Origin of the sequence: Nostoc sp. FACHB-110 (assembly GCF_014697425.1) — a bacterium.
Lineage (GTDB): Bacteria > Cyanobacteriota > Cyanobacteriia > Cyanobacteriales > Nostocaceae > Nostoc_B.
In genome coordinates, this window is record NZ_JACJRU010000009.1 from 36,283 (window position 1) to 53,917 (window position 17,635).

The window sequence follows — 17,635 nt, forward strand, 5'->3', positions numbered from 1 at the left end:
CCGAAAGCAGGATTCCCTATATTCGTCGCAAGAAAGGCAAATATGTTTTAGGCTCTACTATAAATTCGCCCCTTCTGATTCTTCGTTTGTAATTGTAAATAGTCCAAGTAGATACGCCGTATTTTTGAGAAATCACGTTGGTTTTCAAACCTGCTTCGATATCTTTTTTTATCAACCTCTTTGTTTCGTAACTGATCGCGTTTCCTTTTCCTACAAAAATCCTGTCACTATTGGTTAAAAACCAGATAATTATTTTTGAATCTACATTTGGTCTGAAGTCGATAACGCTACTGCAAGTGAAATCGTAAATAATGGCTTCAACCGTCTTTTTGGTAACATAAAGTTTTGCAGAAATCTCTTGCCTTGTATAACCCTGTGCTAAGAGACTAAAAACATCATATTGTCGCTTACTAACTCGATACATTTGCTTTTTTCTTAATAATCCAGCCCGCCTCTCGCCCAACCTTACCACAGCGACTAATTTGAAAACTGCCATAAGCCATTCCTAATATTCTTGGCTTGATTCCAATAATTGCTTCGATATCTGAGGTTGACAGAACCCATCCATTTTGTGCAACTTCTTCTAATTCTCTGTATCGGTCAAGCGGAGATTTTCGAGAAGTGAATATCAGTCTTTCAACTACATTCATTAGCCAATTTGTTGTGAAATTAGCTGGCTCATTTTGTAGCATAGCTATGCTGCTAATTTCCTCGACTGGTACAATGGTTGGGCGAAATTCCGAGAGAACGCCACCCGTTTTCAAATAAGAATCAAGCCCATCAAGTTCTTCCAGTTCTTCGGTTGAAATATAAGAGCGTGTTCCCTCTTTAATCGGTTTTATGCCAGCCGCTTCAAATCTGGCGTAAAGTGCCGTTTTGCCAATGTTGTAGCGATTCGTTAAATCCTTAACTGGGACTCTGTTGACACTGTTCACAAGCGTTCACCGAACGTTCACCGAACGCTATTATACCGGAACCGCAACAGCCCATTCCTGAATAAATATCTTGCATTGTTCGACGGTTAATAACTTTTCAGAAGGGGGCATGAAACTCACTCTTTCTATTGAGTAATCCCCTGGTAAATCGCCTGACAATAGCCCAATAGCCTCAATCAAACTATCTTGAGTATCCCACTGCTTGAGGTGAACTTCCCAGGTGTAAGATAAAGTGCGATCGCCTCCTAAATTCCCCTCAGCTTCTGGATATGGTCGCTTAATTACAACTTCCAATCCTGAAGTTTTTGTGCCGTGTGGTGGGTATTGGTAGCCTAAATCTGGATCAGGGAGAGTGGCGATCGCTGTGGTTGTTCCGCCATCAGGAAATGTGTAATTTCCTAATTTATTACCAAGAATTGCAAGAATATCATTGCGAAAATTAATAGGGTCAATCATAGTAATATTTTTGTAGTAGTTAATAAATATAGATTCCTGTGTGTAGCCGAAGTATACTCATTGAAGCTGATAGTCGCCACTCGCAAATCTCTTTTTTTATCAAAGGTGGCGCATCAGGACTTTATCGCACACTACTTAAGAAAAATTATCGAATTCCCAAAACCTATACTCAGTGGCAAGAATTAGCAGCCTTGATCGCTTTAATATCGCCAGAATTTAATAACAATGTATTTGACCTAGCACAGCGATTCGCATCACATCGCCATGCTTTGTGGTTGGTGCAAGATGCGCCGATTTATTGCTTAGATAAAAATTTATTAGAACTTTTTAGGCAAACTGATATTGGTGATGAAAGCCTAATATTTAATGATTTGGTGGCACATCTACCAATTCATTCATTGATGTTGTTATTGCCATCGGGGGTGCATTCTCCTGATGGGGGTTGTGTTGATTATCTCAATATTCATTGTTCAAACATCCATCACCCAGAGTGGTCAACTGGTGAAAAATACGGTTTGGAAGTTCCCTATTTAAAGCATGAACATGATGTAAATGTTCATTACTGTTGTGTAGACACCCAAGGAACGGTTTGGTTTTCTGGATGGGGGATAAATAATGGCAAACTTGAACAACGGGATGGGGATTTAGGGTGCGATCGCTCAACTCAATTAGACAAAGCCTTTTTGCGAGAATTGCGAAATTTGGCGATGCAAAGCCTCATGTTTTTGTCATTTGAAAGGACTGAAATTGAGACTGTTAGCCACAGAGAAACTATTGGCAATGGCTTTTCTCCAAATAAAGAACCAAGGGAAAAGTGCTTATATCCCCGTTGGCTTAGACTTCAGGAGTCCAGTAAAACCAGAATTGACAAGGGTGGAACTCACGCTTCCCCATCTCCTCACTGGAGGCGTGGACATTGGCGACGTAGTGCAGTGGGTGAAGGGCGGACTGAAAGAAAGTGGAACTGGATTCAACCAACGCTTGTGGGTTCCTGAAAAATTTTACAGAAACCTCAAAGCAGTTTATTCAATTGTTTCTGCATTACCTCAGCCACATCGCAGTTCTCAATACCAACCTTTGTCCAGGGTCTAGCAGGCAAGTCTGTGCCGCTTTTGGTAGTTGCGCCATCATGCACAATGGCGGCGTGGTCAGCCTCCCAAGTCAGTTCGGCGGCGTTGGCACTTCTGCTAATTACTAGGGAATCAATCAATTCCTCGGTGTCTACGATGTCTCTTGGACTGCCTACGATGTCGGAGTTTTGGCGAACTGTTTCTCTTGGCCATTCCCAGATTTCGGATGCGATCGCATCTTGGCAAGAATCAGCAAGTGCATCCACAGCCACATCGAAGGCTTTATCAATGGCGGCGTTGATTTGAGAAATGTTGATGTTGTTGCTCATTTCAATGTCCTGGCGTAATCCTCGTAGCGAATTTTGGCGATTTGCGATCGCGTTTTGGTTCTAATCACAATGCCTTCTGGCTTGCCTGGGGCTTGTTCATCAAGGCAGGATAAGCTTTTGGGCAACAAATTTTTCAATTCCTGATACATCGATTCGATGTCTTTGGGTGGTGTCCAGTTGGTGAGGATGCGAGGGGTTAGGGTTAGATTGTGGACTTGGGCAAATCCAACTAAAGCTTGCTCATCCCAGAAATGTTGACCACTGCCTTCTCTCCATAGGGCAATTTTTTCTATTTCATGGGCGATTATTCCAGAAGGAATTTCTGCTATATCAAAGAGTCTGCAATCTAAACTTGAATTTGTGGTGTATTGCTTGGAAGCTGATGTTACTTTTCCGCCATAAACTTCAAAATAAATTGCGCCGCAATTGAATTTAAATTCACTAAGTTTGTCTGCTATTGGTTTTAATGTTTCTACTATCCCAAGGGTAGGATTAATAATTAAATCACCCTTGGCGTAAAGCAATTCTTCTCTACTGCCAATAATGTAGCCATCATCCCACAAAATAATTCTGGCGTTTGTACCGTCGATTTTTTCGGTGACAATACATGGTTCTTTAAAATCTATGTATTCAGAGGTAAGCTTGCCTTTTTCTCCTAGTTGATGATAGGTAGGAATTGAAGGATATTTTGTGGCACTATTGATTTTTCTTAACTGTTCTTGGGTTAACTGCATAGCTTCAAAGTATGTTCAACTTATACAAATTATCTACAATCTGCCGAGTGCAGCTACCAATGCAGTAGGCTAATTTCTCCTCAATTCCTCCGAAATATCCCTTTAATCGGCGTAACTATATCAATCCCCATTCCCACAACATAAGGGGATTGAGTAATAGGCAGTAGTTTAAATCTCCCAGTCTCTGGCTTGCCAAGTGCCACCATGATTTCAATATCGGCTTCCATCAAAAATTCCACACCTTGGGGATAAGTCGTGGGCAAAACCAGATACCCTTCAAGCAGCGAAGCAAACCCATCAGCCCCGGCGAATTGTTGAATTTCCTTGGCATAGCGTTCAACCGCACCACTGTCAGTTACTGGCTTGAGTAGTGCTTTGATGATTGTGGGGATAGTCGCAGGTATGCGATTGCCGAGGGTGTTGGTTGTGTAAGTGCCGCCAGCAATTTGGAAGGTGAGAACGCTATTATCAAAACCAGTAAAAGGTGATGTCATTAATGAATCAAGAATCTGAGTTTCTAACTGTTAAATCATTCCTTGACCTAGAAACTTTTGAGCCACTGGTCAAGATTGAATACAAAGGTAAAAAACTTTCTATCAGCGCAACAGAGTCCACAAAAAAAGCGATCACTATCATCAATGCTGCTGCCTACGCTGAATCGGAAGGTGCTTTATTTAAGGCTTTGTGTCCAGATAAACCAAAAGGTTTTGGTAAACCTAGCAAGGATGAACAAATGGCGATCGCGGTTTTAAGATTAGTACGCGAAAAAAGACAACCCTTGCCCGATGATGTCAACCCAATTTTTGGATTTAATACACAAAAACCATTGATAGAGTTGGATTATCAAGTATTTAAAACTACCTTGCATTTAGATGAAGCAAGAAACCATGCAGCTATTTTGCTACAAGCATCTGAAGCTGCAAGATTTGATGCTTTTTGGTTTAGGTTTGGCAAAGAATTGCAAATGAACGAGGGAGAAATTCAAGAGGTAATAAATGAATACAGACTCTACAAAGAACGATATTCAGTTGAGTCTTTGTTTAGGCTATGAAGTTGAATTAGAGATTGCCTTGCTCCTTTTTAGCTCCTAAGTAGCATCCCCCCGCTTCCGCCTGTTGGATCTGGGCTTGGTGGCAGATTCAAAAAATATCTCAGATTTTCAACATAATTGTCTCTTTGGGCAAACATCCCCGCGCTTCGTCCTCCGCCGCCAACTTCCCATTCCAAAACATCAGCACGTTTCAAGGCTGAGTTTGGGCTGCTGCGTTCAGATGCGATCGCGCGCTCTTGTGTCTGTAACCCATCAAGAACGCCTTGCACCTGTTCAACCAGATATTCAGCCTCATTCTCAATTGCGTCCATCCTCGCCCAAATATCATCTTTTTGAAATAGCAGTGGCACAGGGCGATTTTTCTGGTATTCAGTGGGGGTGAGGGTGGCATCGAAGCGGTAAAAGTCGCCTGAATAGTCTGAGGATTGCGCCCTCATCTGATCGGTGCGGAGCAGGGCTTGATTTAAGAAAGTTAATGTTTGATATCGCTGTTCTTCGGTGAATGGCATAAAAGAAGTGTGAAGTGTGAAGTGTGAAGTGTGAAATTTCAGAATTCAGACTTCTTAATTCAGACTTCCTCAAACTCTCCGAAATACTAACCGACACCGACAATTCCCCCCGCACTCACAATCAACCCCAGGCGGGGTAACATTCTGAATGGGTGTCCAGGTTAATCGCTGGTAGCTAATACATGATTGGCAGTGCCTTGCTTGGGCATCCAGTAAGCGTTTGGCATAAAACCCAACCTTCCCCCGACTTGTAAACTCCGCCTCAAAGAATGATGTCCGCGCAGATTTGGCATAGCTTCCAGCCCGTTTAATTGCCTGTTCCTTGGTCAGTTTCCCCTCGGCTAAATCCTGCCCGAAGCCATGAAGATATTTGTATTGCTTCTTGAGTTGCGCTCCGACCTTGCCATAATGCGTAGAGGTCAATTGTTGCACCCCGCCTGCACCAAAAGCCGCGTTTCGCAGGTGGGATTCCTTCAAGCTTTGCGCCATCCGAGTTTGAAATTCAGCGATGTCAATTTTGCCTTGAGTTAACAGCCTCGCGTGTCCCTTCAATCGCACCTCAAGGCGGCTAATTTCAGAGTTAACAGTCTCAAGAACTTGGGTGTACTTTACAAATCGCCCAGTCTCGGCATCTCGGTATCTATGGCTGCTTTGGTCGAATTGGTAGGGCATTTATGAAAAATTTTTCATGAGGTCGGCTTCGCCTCACCATCTCATCCACATCAGATTGGCGGATAGTGGCGAGGTTAAAAAGTTGGGCTAGGGTCAAGGGTGTTCCCTTGGGTTGGAATGTTTGCATCGGCTAATACCTGGTCGTGCTGTTGTTGGGTTGCTGCTACTTCCTCGTCGATGTCGAATTGGCGTGGCAAAACCTTACCTCGCTGTAGAAGTAGCAGCAGTGTGCGTTGGCTGATAAATCCACCTGTGGCAAGGCTTTCAAGCTTGTCTACTTGCTCAGGAGTCATTGGCATTGAGAGTAAGTCTTCATCCATTGCAATGCTTCCGCCTTCCGCTTCCCCGGTGTAGGCAACCCAGAAGTCAAATATCTGTTGCATCGCTGATTCTTTGCGACGGGACACGCCTTTGAGATTGGCGCTGGTTTTGGTGGAGTCCAGAACAACTTCAGTAGCAGTTTTTTGATGATCGCCACTGGTCAAAAAGTCCAGCGTCATTCTGTCCATCGCCGCTTCAAGGTCTTTCAAGTCTTCTTTTGAAGCTGCGATCGCACTTCCTGAAGGCTCGGCAAAAAAGAAGTCGCCATTAACTGGAACATCTAAAACTGTATTCGGGCCAATTATCATCGGCGGCTTGGGGTCATTTGCTGTTGTGATGTATCCCTTCCGCACAGGTACAGGTAAATTACACTTTCTCAATACCTCATTAAGTTGGCTACGCTTTTGGTAGTGTTCGATATTGAGCTTGGCCAAGTTGTAGAAAGGTGCTTTGGCTGCAAATAGTTGGCTTTCAGTGACCGAGTAGTAAACCAGTGGGATTGAGTTTAAGCTGGTTGTCCCTTGCTCAACCAAAATTACCTGCGCCTCGCCTGTCTTCCCTTCAATAATCTGAAAAACAAAATACTCGCCTGGGCGTAACACTCGGTAATATATCGCCTCTTTCTCTCCAAAATCACCATCAGGTTCAAGGCGAATTTCTCTAATGGTGACTTGCACTAGTACAGATTTACCATTTACCTTAATTGTTCGCCAGTTGAGGATATCGCGGCGGTCAATCAAAACGAGGTATGGGCGGCGTAAGCTTGCCAACAAATCTGCTTGGGAAGCAATGTTTGGATCTTCAGGCGGGAATTCAACCATAATCCCGCACCAACCATCTCTCAGGCAGTATTGGTCAGCTTCGTGGAAAAATGTCCAGATGTCATTGCCGCATTGGTCGATATTGTCTTGGCTGTCAACTATCGATTGGGCAACGTCATCATTTAAGCTAAAAACGCTTAAAAGCCCTGCGTAGTCTTTAATTGCAGGTTCAAAGCGATTGTCAAAAGTTGTGCGGCGGATGCGATCGCTCCAAGCTTGGGGCGGTTCTTTCGCTTCTCGCGGTAAATAAGCTTTTTCTCTGCCCTTCAAGCCATTCCAGCAGTCGGACAGCAACTGCAATTCTTCCAAGTATGCAGCAGCAGCGATGCTCAAGGTTGAAGGTAGGCTGGAATTGGGGGAAGGCAAGCAACGTAAGGGGTAAGGTACGTAGCCAAAATTCCCGAAAGGCAAAGACAGGACTTGCACCTGCATTTCCTACTGTCCGGATAGTGTAGGAGCGATTGCGTGCGGTAAACCACGTTCGCGCAATTACTATTTCTGCCACTTTGCCAAAAGCGATCGCACTATTCAAAACCATTTCGTAAGTGAATGCGATCGCTATCACCCGTTTATTCGCTATTCTCGGCTCCAGTATGCTAACGGGAAACATCAACCGTCTGCCAAGGCATATAAGATGCCAGCTTGCTTGGCTCTTAGGGCTTACACATATCGCCTAAGCTACTTCGCATCTATATATTACTGCTCGTTCGCCGTTGCTGTCATAGCCTCTAGATGGGCTTTAGCCCCATCAATCAGCCTAGCCTCAACCTCTTCCATATTTGGCTTAGTGGCGAATTTTTTGTATGCTGCCAAAATTTTCTTTCTCAAAGCAGTTCCAAATTCGCTTGTCCCTTCAATGAATGCGGAAACCGCGTCAACTTCAGTAGTGTCATCGAGCTTCACTTTACCGAAAAAGCTCTTCAAGGTCTGCTCAATTCCCTTCTGGGTGAGGTTGGGCGAGCCTGCGCTCTTTCCAGACTTGACTTTGACAATATCGTCGGCAACCAGTTCAGAGGTCAGAACTTTTGGCGTTGCTTTGCGTGTTCTAGTTTCCGACTTTTGAGCTTGTCCTTCTGCCTCCTGTACTGTTGAACCACTGCCCTCTGCCTTCAAAGATTTAGCCCAGTCAGAAAGAACAGTATCAAATATTACTTCTTCGATTGCTTCGCTTCCGTCTAACTGGGGGTAAATGGGCGATCTTGATTTAGCAAGCAAAAGCTTAACTTCTTGGGTGGTTGAGTGGGTTGCTTTTGCCAGAATCTCTAAGTTAAACAATCTATTTTCGTTGCTTGTGGTGCTGTTTTCAACTCTATCCGCAACTGCAATCATATTTGCTTCTCCAACTGCATCCTCACCACATTCTAAACAAAAATCAAAACCAAGAACTGATTTCAATCTAGTAGCAATTATTTGTCCAGAGTTAAGCATCAACGTGGTTGTGAGTAGATCGCGGCAATGAATTATCAAGCAGGGATTTCCATTGATAACTGCTACGTAAGCAGTAGTGTTTGCAATTTGTTCTGCAAATTCTGGAAAATCTCGGAATAGCAAGGATAATAGGAACGCATTGTTAATTTTCATAGCACTCTGGCTGACTACTGGCTCCAGTTAGAGTGCCTTTGTTTACAATATGCTCGTAAATGACTACAACCGAGACACAGCAATGAATAAAGGTGAATTAGTTGATGCAGTAGCAGACAAGGCTGGCATTACCAAAAAGCAAGCCGATGCAGTATTAACAGCTGCAACAGAAGCAATCATTGAAGCGGTTTCTAAGGGCGATAAAGTGACGCTGGTGGGGTTTGGTACTTTTGAAAGGCGCGACAGAAAGGCCCGCGAAGGGCGTAACCCCAAAACCAATGAGAAAATGGAAATTCCAGCAACTAGAGTACCTGCCTTCTCTGCTGGTAAACTTTTCAAGGAAAAAGTTGTAGGCGAGAAAGTGACGACAGTATAAAACAGCAAAACAATTCTTTTGTTATGGAACTCTAAAAGCACCAATTCTCAAGGCTTTCATGAGTTCCCTGTCCCGCGTCTCTACTGACCAAAAATTAATAGAAATGTGGCTGCACGGAAGGCCCCTTTCTACTCAAAAAGAATATCGGCGTGATGTGCAAGTTTTTTTAGGATTTGTGGACAAAGACCTACAAGAGTGTAAGTTGGAAGACTTGCAGGGCTACTCTAGCTATCTGGATGAGCAGGGCATCAAACCCACCACCAAAAAGCGCAAGCTCAACTCCCTCAAGTCGCTATTCACCTTTGCCACCAAATTAAATTACATCCGCTTCAATGTCGCCGCGGCCTTGAGGATGCCCAAGGGCGATACATCCCTAGCTGGCAGGATTCTCAAACAATCCGAGGTGTTGAGGCTAATTAGTCACCCTCAATTATCCGTGCGCGATCGCTCTTTCCTCAAGCTAACTTACGCCACAGGAGCGCGGGTGAGTGAAGTTTGTCGGCTGAAGTGGGAAGATTTTCAAGAGCGTGATTCAGGTGAGGTGCAAGTCACGCTGTTGGGTAAGGGCGAAAAGTTGCGGACTGTGCTAGTTCCTGTCAGTGTATGGATAGAAATGCAGCAGCTTCGAGGTAGTGAATATGTATTTATTGGTGCTACGAAAAACCCTATTGATAGGGTGATGGCACACCACATAATTAAGAATGCAGCCGCTTTAAGTGGGATAACTTCAAAAGTTTCTATGCACTGGCTAAGGCATTGTAATGCGTCTCATGCTCTTGCTAGGGGCGCATCATTGGCACTGGTACGTGATTCGCTTGGCCACTCCAGCGTTGCCATTAGCGACCCATATCTTCATGCCAACCCCAGCGATTCTACTTCTAACTATTTGGGCTTGTAAATAATGCAAATCCCGGCACTCTAGTTGCCGGGATATTAAAACAGGAAAACTTGGTCTATCTATGAGGCTTTGGTATCAGAGGCTGGACGCTGCACCAAGTAACCTAAAACTGCGGTAGCAATTCCGCCAATTGTCCCCGCAGTCTGCGGATTGATGACGTGGAAATTGCCAAGTAGAGTAGCCCCACCGGCGACAATGCCAAGAATTGTGCTTACCGTATCTAAAGTTCTTTGAGACATGATTCTATTCCTAGGGGAATCGTACGATGCTTGAATTCCCCTAGTCTGTCCACTTGAAAAAGTGCCTCTCTACATCAGAACTCATAATCACTTTCACTACTTTCTGGGAGGCTTCTATTGTCTCTTCATCCTCCCAAACCCTGGCTGATTCCCAATGCCATCGTAAAGGGAAATTGCCGTCTACCTTGCAATATTCGCAAAACATCACTCTGCCTTTGTTGGGGCTTTCGTAGGCAACTAGGGAAGGACGGTTACAGCGAGGGCAATTGATATCATTGCTCATTTTTGAATAATTCTGATAATAAACTTTTGGCTTCCCTGCAACGATAAACCAGATGTTCTAGGGTGCTTTCAATTATGCTTGGTAATTGGTTGAGCATTCTTCCTTCTTGCATCCATTGTTGGTATGTTTTCAGGGAGTCAAGCTCATGCTCCAAAGATTTTAAAGCTCTTGTCAATTCTTGAACTTTATTGGCTTGTAGCCTTCTTTCCCACTTATCCAACCAAGGGCGAGGTAAAGTATCTGGGTTGCGTCCAAGTATGTAAACCTGCTCTAAAAAATCTATCTTGTCTTCCCAGTTACCTTTTAATGTCCAGCCTTGGTGCTTCTTGGAAAATTTTTCATAAATAATTAATTGAATCTTGTATAGGCTCCATAGCTTTTGTCTGTGGCTTCTGTCATAGTCAACAAGGTGTCCACATCCTGAGATTCTCCTAGTCAAGCAATCTGAGGATATGGGTGAGCGACAATTGGTTAAATATTCGCAGATATCGCGCCACAGCCTTATATCTTCGTAGCTCAAAGGCGCATCCCACTTGTCAATAATCTTTTCACAAAATTTCAGCCCATCATCCACATCCAAGCAGTCGTCTGGTAGAGTTTCATAGGCAATGCGATCGCCTTTTTCGTCATAGATCACATAAGCCCAATACATATTGTGCTGATGATTGCTGCCACCACCTGCATAAATGCAAATCTGACGATTTTGATATGGAGAGCAGCAGCAAAAATTACGGGCTTCTTCAATTCGTTCGGGTGGAAAATTACTCATATTAAAAACTTAGACAAATCAGACAAAATGCTGCAAGCTTTACCAGATGGGAAATCTGCACATGAGCGCAGTAAAAATAATTTCAATATTGTCCAAATAATGTCCAGGAAAAAAGATGGCGACAAAATGAAGCTTGCTGAGGCTAAGTATATTACTGGGGAGCCACCAGAAGAAATAGCCGAATTTCTTGGGGTGTCTCGTCGCACAGTTGATCGCTGGGCAAAAGATGGCAGCTGGGATTTATACCGCCAAAACAATAAACAAGCTAATGTCATTCCACTCCAACCCAAACCCAAGGAAAAGCTTGGCGGGACAAAGCTGCGTGAAGCTGTTAGAAGACGCGACACAACTGATGGACTAGATGATATTGATGTGATTGAAGCTGCGATCGCTGATATCCACTCCAGCCTGCCAGGTTCGGAATTGGGCAAAGGCTCTATGGCGACGGCGCTTGTCAAGCTCATCGAACTCAAAAGGAAGCTAAAACCTGAGACTGTAGCTGATTTAGTTGAACGGGCGATCGAACTTGAGATTGGCCCTGAAGAATTTTTAACTGAGCTTAGAAATGCGTGGCAACAAAGACGAGCGTAAGGAAGCAGTGGCAAGCAGCCGTTCTTGATTTGCCGGAGCCTGAGACGGAAGTTAAGCCAGTCCTCAGTTTTCGTGAATTTGTTGATAAGGTCTATCCAAAGTACAAATGGTATCGCCATTGCATAGTTCTTGCTGATGTTCTCCAGCGTGTAGCAGATGGAGAACTCAAGCGGGTGATGGTATTCATGCCTCCTCGCCACGGCAAGTCTCAGCTAACAACTAAATTATTTACTGCTTATTACCTCTACCGCTATCCCGAACAGTGGGTTGGCATTAATAGCTATGCAGCAGAGTTAAGTTACACATTCAGTAGAGCTTCGCGGGATGCCTACAGACAGAATGACGGCAAGTTGCGAGAAGATGCACAAGCTGTCAAAAACTGGGAAACTCCAGAAGGTGGCGGATTGTGGGCTGCTGGTGTTGGTGGCCCTATCACCGGTAAAGGTTTTCATTTGGGGTTGATTGATGACCCACTTAAAAACCAAGAGGAAGCCTTCAGTGAAACCATTCGCAAGAAGCAGCAGGAATGGTATGAATCTACTTTCTATACTCGCGCTGAACCCGATGCAGCGATCGTTGTTATTCAAACTCGCTGGCATGAATTGGATGTATCTGGCTGGCTGCTGTCCCAAGAAGGACAAGATGAAGAATCAGAATGTTGGCACATTGTCAATTTAGAGGCAATCAAAGAAGAAAAGCCGCCAAAAGTTCCTTCAACTTGCACTCTTGAGCCGGACTGGAGGCAACCAGGTGAGGCACTATGTCCAGAACGTTACCCACTTAAGCGACTCTTGCGAATCTGCAAGCGCATTGGCGCATTTTTCTGGAACGCGCTTTTTCAGCAGCATCCCGCACCACTGGAAGGCAACCACTTTAAGCGCTCATGGTGGAAGTATTACAAGGTTGCGCCCTCTGACTTTGACTTAATTATTCAATCCTGGGATTGCACCTTCAAAGAAACCAAGAAATCAGACTTCGTGGTTGGGCAAGTCTGGGGTAAGCGTGGCTCTCAATTCTACTTGCTCGACCAAGTGCGGGACAGAATGGATATCAACGCGACCATCGCCGCAATTCGCGCACTTTCCATTAAATGGCCTCAAGCAAGTGCCAAATTAGTTGAAGACAAAGCCAACGGGCCAGCAGTAATTAGCTTGCTAGAGCGTGAAATTCCTGGACTCATCGCCATTGAACCAGAGGGTGGGAAGTTGGTCAGAGCAGTTGCGATCGCTCCTTATGTTGAAGCTGGTAATGTGTTTCTGCCTGAGAATGCGCCTTGGGTTGGCGATTATGTGACCGAGTTCAGTACCTTCCCCAATGGGGCGAATGATGACCAAGTAGATGGCACAAGTCAGGGTATTAACTGGTTGCAATCTCGCTTGGGAGTTTGGGGCGAAGATACTGCGGTGTGGGGATAGGTTATGAAAAGTTTTTCAGGAAGCTTGAGCGCGGTTACTTTTACCTCCGCGCAAAGTCACTGTGGGCTTTTTAATAAGCGTCCAAAATGTCACAGCAAAAAATGACTAGATTTATTCTACAACACACACTCTCAGGGCATTGTAGAAAAGCAGCCATCAAGCATTGAAAATGACCTCCCCGCCACCTGATTCCAAAATAGGCAAGGGATATTCTTATCTATTCGCCGCAATCCTAACTATATTAATAGCCTCGCAGACAATCAGTATTGAATTCAAAACTGATAAAAGTGGCGACTATCACTTCAGCGTTGCCAGCAAAGATTTAAATGTGCAGTTGTTCACTGCGGGGGTGGGGATAATTGCCACGATTTTGGGACTGCCCACAGATGCGATCGCTATTGCTATTGGTAGCTTTTTAAGTAGGGAGCGCAAATAATGTGGGATGGTTGGAACAACTACAACGCTGGATTAGGCGATTATTCCAGCCAAAACGCAAACGACGCGCTGCACCAACAATTCTCAAGCGATGGTATGGACAAAACTGCGCCGTGTTGCGACTTGAACGGAATACCCCAGGCGGCATCGCAACCTATAGAATCACTTCAATTCATGGGGTGTGCGATTATCTCATCACCTTGGATTACCTGCCCGACTTACACGGCGAAGTGGTTGGGGAATACGACGGAACCCCTATCAAACTTGGATCGCTGGACTATAAAAATTATCCTGCATCTCATCGCTTTGCAGTTTTTCGCTTGGGTAGGGATGGCAGTAGTCACCCTATTGGCATATGGGATGTGGATTTACAGGGATACGGCAAAAGCTACGCCCTCAGTGAACTCGCACCATCCCGCGCCGTTGCTGGAGTTGCCCTTCGATGCCTGCAAATTATCAACAGCGATAAAACCCCATCTTTAAGCTGGCAATCTCAGATGGATCGCATGGATTGGTTAGGGCTGTTGAGCGATCGCATTCGCCAAGAACTCTCAAACCCCAATCACAATCTCAGGGCGATAACTCTTCATTAAAAAACTATTAATTTTTCCGCAAGTATCCCATTACAATTTGCTCTCTTCTATGACTAATTTTGATTGATAGTCTAGGGCTTGGATGATGTCAAAATGTTGTCAACCAGAGAAAGAAATGCGCTTGCCGAAGCTAATAAAAAGTTAGTTCACAAAGTTGTTCATCGCGCTAGGGCTACCTGTAGAGAACCTTACGATGATTTATTCCAGATAGGATATATCGGATTATTAAAGGCTGCTGATAGATTTGATGCTGCTACAGGAAACGCTTTTAGTTCCTTTGCTATACCCTACATTCAAGGGGAAATTCAACACTTTTTGCGCGACCAGTGGCAATTAATCAAAGTTCCGCGCACAGCACTTGAAACCAAAGCGAAAGTCAAAAGATTGCAGCGAAACTTGGCAACTTTGGGTAGAGAAACTGAGACTTCACAAATTGCTTTGGGATTAGGAATTAAGCATGAAGCTTGGCAAAGTTTAGATGCAATTGATAGCAACTTGGCTGTTAGCTTGGATGAAATGATTCATGAGCCTGTTTCAGCAGAAGAATCAGAGGAAATTGATAAAGAATTGCTATTAAAATATCTTGGCAAGCTACGGGATAAGCAACGCACCGCACTTCTTGAAAAATTTTTCAACAACTTGTCAATTGAACAAATTGCAAAAAAACAGAAGCTTTCTCCTCAACAAGTGAAAGCTTCTGTCAACCTAGGGCTTGCTAAATTGAAATTTTTATTATTACAAGAAGCATGAATAATTTAACTATTTTGGCAACAAATATCAATGAAGCTGTGGAGCGATCGCGCTCACTATACAAAGATGGAATTGAAACTCTAGGGCAAGCATTAACTTCTGATAAAGAAGCAGGATTGCTATTAATTGAAGTGAAAGGTTCCTTGCCTCATGGCGAGTTTACCAAGTGGATTGAAGTTAACTGCAAATTCTCGCCACGCCATGCCCAATTTTTGATGAAAATCGCTAAGGAATGGGACAGGATAATAAGTAGTTGGGAGAAGATGAAAAACGAAACGCGTTTCGTTTTTGATTCGCCTCTACCGTCATTAAGACAAGCAATCTTCTTGGCTTCCGCAGAACCCAAAGAAGAAACTATCCCCAATCAAGTTACTTCAACAAAGTATAAAGTAGCACTACTAAATCATGAGTGTTACGGTGAAGTTGTTGAAGTTGCCAAAACGGTATCGAATGGGGATGTTTTGGTTTGTAAGACCTCTAAGGGTGAATTCCCATTCCTTAAAGGTGAACTGGTAGGCGAAAACGAACCGATTAAGGCAGTAGAAGCTGAAATTATTGATGTTGAGATTGAAGATAAGTCTGAAGAATTGCGGGAAGCGATCGCAACTCTCATTGAATATTTTCCAGAAGCTCAATTGAAGTCGCTATTGATTCAGGCTGTGGCTTTGGGCAAGGACTTCTTGCCAGATGATGTGAAGGCGATGGCTGGTAAATTCCAGGTAGCTGTGATTACTGGCTCTTGATTGGGCATTATCACACTAATGTTTACCAATTATATTTATCAATTATGATTAAGCTACCCTTTAAAACGTCTCCCAAGGGCTTTGAAAAAATCACAGTTGGCAATGCAGAAATAGGCGAATTAGAGTTACCAAGATATTTCGATTTAACTCCTAACGAACGCCTATTTATTGCATCGGCTAACCTAGCGGATATCCGCACGGAAGCTGTGAAAGTAGCGCGAACCATAGCGACTAAATCAGGTAAAACACTGCTGGAAATTTACAACGCTTTAGTCTATGGAGATGCTCAATCTTTGGGTGAATATTTAGAAGAGTTTCTACAATTTCAGGATTTGATTCAAGAAACTCAAAGAGCGCGAAATTTCATTTTAGCAACCACGATAATCAAACGAATCGCGCCTGAATGGACACTGGAAAACACTCAAGATGTTGACCAAATTCCGCCAGCTTTAGTTAAGGAAGTCGCTAACTTTGCCCGTAAGGAAGAATCGGGGTGGGTTGTTGAGGAAGAAACTCCTGAACTGACTGAGGAAGACTTGGGAAACTTGGCGACGGCAGAGAACCAGACTGGAGCGAAATCTACTGGCGATGCCGAAGATACTGGCCGCAAGAAAAAAGATTTAGTAGCCGCAACTTCGGAAACCAACCAACCTGGTTAATTTTACAAGCGTTGCACTACGGGGCGAAATTACATCGTGAGGAGTTGCACTTACAGGAACTTGGCATCGCAACTCTCACTAGCTGCTTTGTCAATTCCAACCGCGACCCCAAAAAGGGTGAGCCTGCCAAACCCTCAGATTTCTTCTACTTCACACCAGCTACAGACGAAGATACTAAGATTTCTGCTGTGGCGGCGAATGCTTTCTTTGCCTTGGCTGATGCAGGGAAGTTGCCTGGGTGGTGTGTTGCGATCGCACCTGTGGATAAGTTGCTCAAAGCCAGGACAAGCGATCCTGTGAAGCCATTGGTTTGGATTGGTGAGGGATTGGTACTATTGCAGCCACGAGTTGAGGATGGTGTGGCTGGCGGTGAGCGAAGCCGAACTGTGCGATTCCCTCTAGGGTTTGTTGATGCGGCGGGTGAAATTGAAACTAGTGGCGGCGTTGTAAAAGTGCCGGACTTGGGCAATGTTTGGATGCTGGATGGAGAATTTGCGCTTTCGGCAGACAGTGTGTGCCGAATCTAGTTCCTGAAAAATTTTTCATAACCACTGTGATTATTCTGTTTTGTTTCAATCCCTGATAGGGATTTGACTAGAGATGAGGACTTGAGGCGATCGCTCTCCATCAAATTTTTGAAAGGTACTTTCAAAAATCCACTCAATGGTGATATCATATTTTTGTGGTTACGAGTTACGTAACACATAACATCTACTACTGTTTTGTAAATGTACTATGTCTCCGTCAAGCAAATTTCCGAAGTACAAGGATAAAAGGACGGAGGAGTTTGCTGTTGGTATAAGGGTAAAAGAGTTTCAATCTTTTGAGAAGCAAGCGAATAAACGATTGTCGATATTAGAAGCCGCCACTAGCAAGGAGGATCTAATGGGACTACCGAGTAATCGCTTTGAAGCTTTAGGAGGGGATAGAAAAGGTCAGTATAGTATCCGAATTAACGAGCAGTGGAGGATTTGCTTTAACTGGCCAGAAGAATCTCTTGAACCCTTCAACATTGAAATCACGGATTATCACTGAGGGAGTAAAATGGCACGCTTACCTATCCATCCTGGAGAAATTCTTGCTGATGAAATTAATGAATTAGGCATATCCGCAAGCGAATTAGCGCGTCTTCTTGGTGTGCAGAAAAATCGAATTACGCAGATAATCAATGGAGAGCGAGGAATCACCGCTAATACAGCTTTGAGATTGGCTCGGTATTTTGGTAATAGTGCTGAGTTCTGGATGAACTTGCAAAAAAATTATGAGCTTAGATTAGCCGAACAACAGACAGGAAAAGAAATCGAAGAAACTGTTCGCCCTCGCGTATTGGCTCCTTGTTCATAGCTATATCTTTCATGCGATCGCCTAAATCAAACGCCACTTGTGATTAGTGGCGTTTTTGTTT

Annotated in this window: 27 protein-coding genes; 14 read left to right on the top strand and 13 right to left on the bottom strand. The window is 44.0% G+C overall.

Features of this window, described 5'->3' with window-relative positions; translation table 11 throughout:
* Window positions 1-16 precede the first annotated feature (16 nt).
* The 3 genes from H6G69_RS11065 to H6G69_RS11075 are packed head-to-tail and all read right to left on the bottom strand — an operon-like array spanning window position 17 to window position 1,391.
* On the bottom strand, window positions 17-424 hold the full coding sequence (locus H6G69_RS11065; RefSeq protein WP_199335910.1) for a LuxR C-terminal-related transcriptional regulator: 408 nt from the start codon (window positions 422-424) through the stop codon (window positions 17-19).
* Entirely contained in the window at window positions 411-935 is a 525-nt protein-coding gene (locus tag H6G69_RS11070; RefSeq protein ID WP_190685933.1) for a hypothetical protein, read from the bottom strand. The genes H6G69_RS11065 and H6G69_RS11070 overlap by 14 nt, the downstream gene beginning before the upstream one ends.
* A 30-nt stretch (window positions 936-965) precedes the next feature.
* Window positions 966-1,391: a hypothetical protein gene (locus H6G69_RS11075; RefSeq protein WP_190685936.1), complete on the bottom strand. Its 426-nt coding sequence runs from the start codon at window positions 1,389-1,391 to the stop codon at window positions 966-968.
* Between the two features lie 38 nt (window positions 1,392-1,429).
* Between H6G69_RS11075 and H6G69_RS11080 the strand changes: the two genes are divergently transcribed.
* On the top strand, window positions 1,430-2,386 hold the full coding sequence (locus H6G69_RS11080; protein ID WP_190685938.1) for a hypothetical protein: 957 nt from the start codon (window positions 1,430-1,432) through the stop codon (window positions 2,384-2,386).
* 17 nt (window positions 2,387-2,403) lie between these two features.
* Here the strand turns inward: H6G69_RS11080 and H6G69_RS11085 are convergent, their stop codons facing one another.
* From H6G69_RS11085 to H6G69_RS11095, 3 genes are all read right to left on the bottom strand, one after another.
* Window positions 2,404-2,790: a hypothetical protein gene (locus H6G69_RS11085; RefSeq protein WP_190685941.1), complete on the bottom strand. Its 387-nt coding sequence runs from the start codon at window positions 2,788-2,790 to the stop codon at window positions 2,404-2,406.
* On the bottom strand, window positions 2,787-3,524 hold the full coding sequence (locus H6G69_RS11090) for an RNA ligase family protein (RefSeq protein ID WP_190685944.1): 738 nt from the start codon (window positions 3,522-3,524) through the stop codon (window positions 2,787-2,789). The genes H6G69_RS11085 and H6G69_RS11090 overlap by 4 nt, the downstream gene beginning before the upstream one ends.
* A gap of 80 nt (window positions 3,525-3,604) precedes the next feature.
* Entirely contained in the window at window positions 3,605-4,018 is a 414-nt protein-coding gene (locus H6G69_RS11095; RefSeq protein ID WP_190685947.1) for a hypothetical protein, read from the bottom strand.
* Between the two features lie 2 nt (window positions 4,019-4,020).
* Between H6G69_RS11095 and H6G69_RS11100 the strand changes: the two genes are divergently transcribed.
* Complete coding sequence (locus tag H6G69_RS11100; protein ID WP_190685949.1) at window positions 4,021-4,575, top strand: hypothetical protein; 555 nt, start codon at window positions 4,021-4,023, stop codon at window positions 4,573-4,575.
* Between the two features lie 29 nt (window positions 4,576-4,604).
* On the opposite strand, the gene H6G69_RS11105 is transcribed toward H6G69_RS11100, so the two are convergent.
* From H6G69_RS11105 to H6G69_RS11125, 5 genes are all read right to left on the bottom strand, one after another.
* Window positions 4,605-5,084: a hypothetical protein gene (locus tag H6G69_RS11105; RefSeq protein ID WP_190685952.1), complete on the bottom strand. Its 480-nt coding sequence runs from the start codon at window positions 5,082-5,084 to the stop codon at window positions 4,605-4,607.
* Window positions 5,085-5,153: 69 nt separating this feature from the next.
* A complete protein-coding gene (locus H6G69_RS11110; protein WP_190685955.1) occupies window positions 5,154-5,756 on the bottom strand; it encodes a hypothetical protein in 603 nt (200 codons plus the stop codon).
* Window positions 5,757-5,830: 74 nt separating this feature from the next.
* Window positions 5,831-7,192 carry a DUF4055 domain-containing protein gene (locus H6G69_RS11115; RefSeq protein WP_206757641.1) on the bottom strand — a complete coding sequence of 454 codons (1,362 nt, stop codon included), beginning with the start codon at window positions 7,190-7,192 and terminating at the stop codon, window positions 5,831-5,833.
* Window positions 7,080-7,508, bottom strand: a complete 429-nt coding sequence (locus H6G69_RS11120; protein WP_190685961.1) for a hypothetical protein — start codon at window positions 7,506-7,508, stop codon at window positions 7,080-7,082. The genes H6G69_RS11115 and H6G69_RS11120 overlap by 113 nt, the downstream gene beginning before the upstream one ends.
* Before the next feature lie 86 nt (window positions 7,509-7,594).
* Window positions 7,595-8,479, bottom strand: coding sequence for a hypothetical protein (locus H6G69_RS11125; protein WP_190685964.1), 885 nt, complete (start codon window positions 8,477-8,479; stop codon window positions 7,595-7,597).
* Between the two features lie 82 nt (window positions 8,480-8,561).
* On the opposite strand from H6G69_RS11125, the gene H6G69_RS11130 reads away from it, so the two are divergent.
* The gene (locus H6G69_RS11130) at window positions 8,562-8,855 is read left to right on the top strand and encodes an HU family DNA-binding protein (RefSeq protein ID WP_190685967.1); all 294 of its coding nucleotides are present in this window, start codon (window positions 8,562-8,564) and stop codon (window positions 8,853-8,855) included.
* A gap of 58 nt (window positions 8,856-8,913) precedes the next feature.
* Complete coding sequence (locus H6G69_RS11135) at window positions 8,914-9,753, top strand: tyrosine-type recombinase/integrase (RefSeq protein ID WP_190685969.1); 840 nt, start codon at window positions 8,914-8,916, stop codon at window positions 9,751-9,753.
* 59 nt (window positions 9,754-9,812) lie between these two features.
* Here H6G69_RS11135 and H6G69_RS11140 read toward each other — a convergent pair whose 3' ends face one another.
* Together H6G69_RS11140 and H6G69_RS11150 are read right to left on the bottom strand one after the other, a co-directional pair.
* On the bottom strand, window positions 9,813-9,992 hold the full coding sequence (locus H6G69_RS11140; RefSeq protein ID WP_190685973.1) for a hypothetical protein: 180 nt from the start codon (window positions 9,990-9,992) through the stop codon (window positions 9,813-9,815).
* A 272-nt stretch (window positions 9,993-10,264) separates the two neighbouring features.
* Window positions 10,265-11,044 carry a hypothetical protein gene (locus H6G69_RS11150; protein ID WP_190685978.1) on the bottom strand — a complete coding sequence of 260 codons (780 nt, stop codon included), beginning with the start codon at window positions 11,042-11,044 and terminating at the stop codon, window positions 10,265-10,267.
* A 27-nt stretch (window positions 11,045-11,071) separates the two neighbouring features.
* Here H6G69_RS11150 and H6G69_RS11155 point away from each other — a divergent pair, with 27 nt between their 5' ends.
* The 10 genes from H6G69_RS11155 (at window position 11,072) to H6G69_RS11200 (ending at window position 17,574) form a co-directional block, all read left to right on the top strand.
* Window positions 11,072-11,635 (top strand): helix-turn-helix domain-containing protein, encoded by a 564-nt coding sequence (locus tag H6G69_RS11155; RefSeq protein ID WP_190685981.1) that lies wholly within the window; start codon window positions 11,072-11,074, stop codon window positions 11,633-11,635.
* Window positions 11,614-13,050, top strand: a complete 1,437-nt coding sequence (gene terL / locus H6G69_RS11160) for a phage terminase large subunit (protein ID WP_190685984.1) — start codon at window positions 11,614-11,616, stop codon at window positions 13,048-13,050. Before H6G69_RS11155 ends, terL begins: the two co-directional genes overlap by 22 nt.
* Window positions 13,051-13,219: 169 nt before the next feature.
* On the top strand, window positions 13,220-13,486 hold the full coding sequence (locus H6G69_RS11165) for a hypothetical protein (protein ID WP_190685986.1): 267 nt from the start codon (window positions 13,220-13,222) through the stop codon (window positions 13,484-13,486).
* A 1-nt stretch (window position 13,487) separates the two neighbouring features.
* Window positions 13,488-14,078, top strand: coding sequence for a hypothetical protein (locus H6G69_RS11170; protein WP_190685989.1), 591 nt, complete (start codon window positions 13,488-13,490; stop codon window positions 14,076-14,078).
* A 93-nt stretch (window positions 14,079-14,171) separates the two neighbouring features.
* Window positions 14,172-14,828 (top strand): sigma-70 family RNA polymerase sigma factor, encoded by a 657-nt coding sequence (locus H6G69_RS11175; RefSeq protein WP_190685992.1) that lies wholly within the window; start codon window positions 14,172-14,174, stop codon window positions 14,826-14,828.
* Complete coding sequence (locus tag H6G69_RS11180; protein ID WP_190685995.1) at window positions 14,825-15,571, top strand: DUF3102 domain-containing protein; 747 nt, start codon at window positions 14,825-14,827, stop codon at window positions 15,569-15,571. Before H6G69_RS11175 ends, H6G69_RS11180 begins: the two co-directional genes overlap by 4 nt.
* Window positions 15,572-15,615: 44 nt before the next feature.
* Complete coding sequence (locus tag H6G69_RS11185; RefSeq protein ID WP_190685997.1) at window positions 15,616-16,230, top strand: hypothetical protein; 615 nt, start codon at window positions 15,616-15,618, stop codon at window positions 16,228-16,230.
* Window positions 16,231-16,274: 44 nt separating this feature from the next.
* Window positions 16,275-16,757 carry a hypothetical protein gene (locus H6G69_RS11190; RefSeq protein WP_190685999.1) on the top strand — a complete coding sequence of 161 codons (483 nt, stop codon included), beginning with the start codon at window positions 16,275-16,277 and terminating at the stop codon, window positions 16,755-16,757.
* Between the two features lie 208 nt (window positions 16,758-16,965).
* Window positions 16,966-17,265, top strand: coding sequence for a type II toxin-antitoxin system RelE/ParE family toxin (locus tag H6G69_RS11195; RefSeq protein WP_190686003.1), 300 nt, complete (start codon window positions 16,966-16,968; stop codon window positions 17,263-17,265).
* 9 nt (window positions 17,266-17,274) lie between these two features.
* Window positions 17,275-17,574, top strand: coding sequence for a HigA family addiction module antitoxin (locus H6G69_RS11200; RefSeq protein ID WP_190686005.1), 300 nt, complete (start codon window positions 17,275-17,277; stop codon window positions 17,572-17,574).
* The last annotated feature ends 61 nt before the right edge of the window (window positions 17,575-17,635 follow it).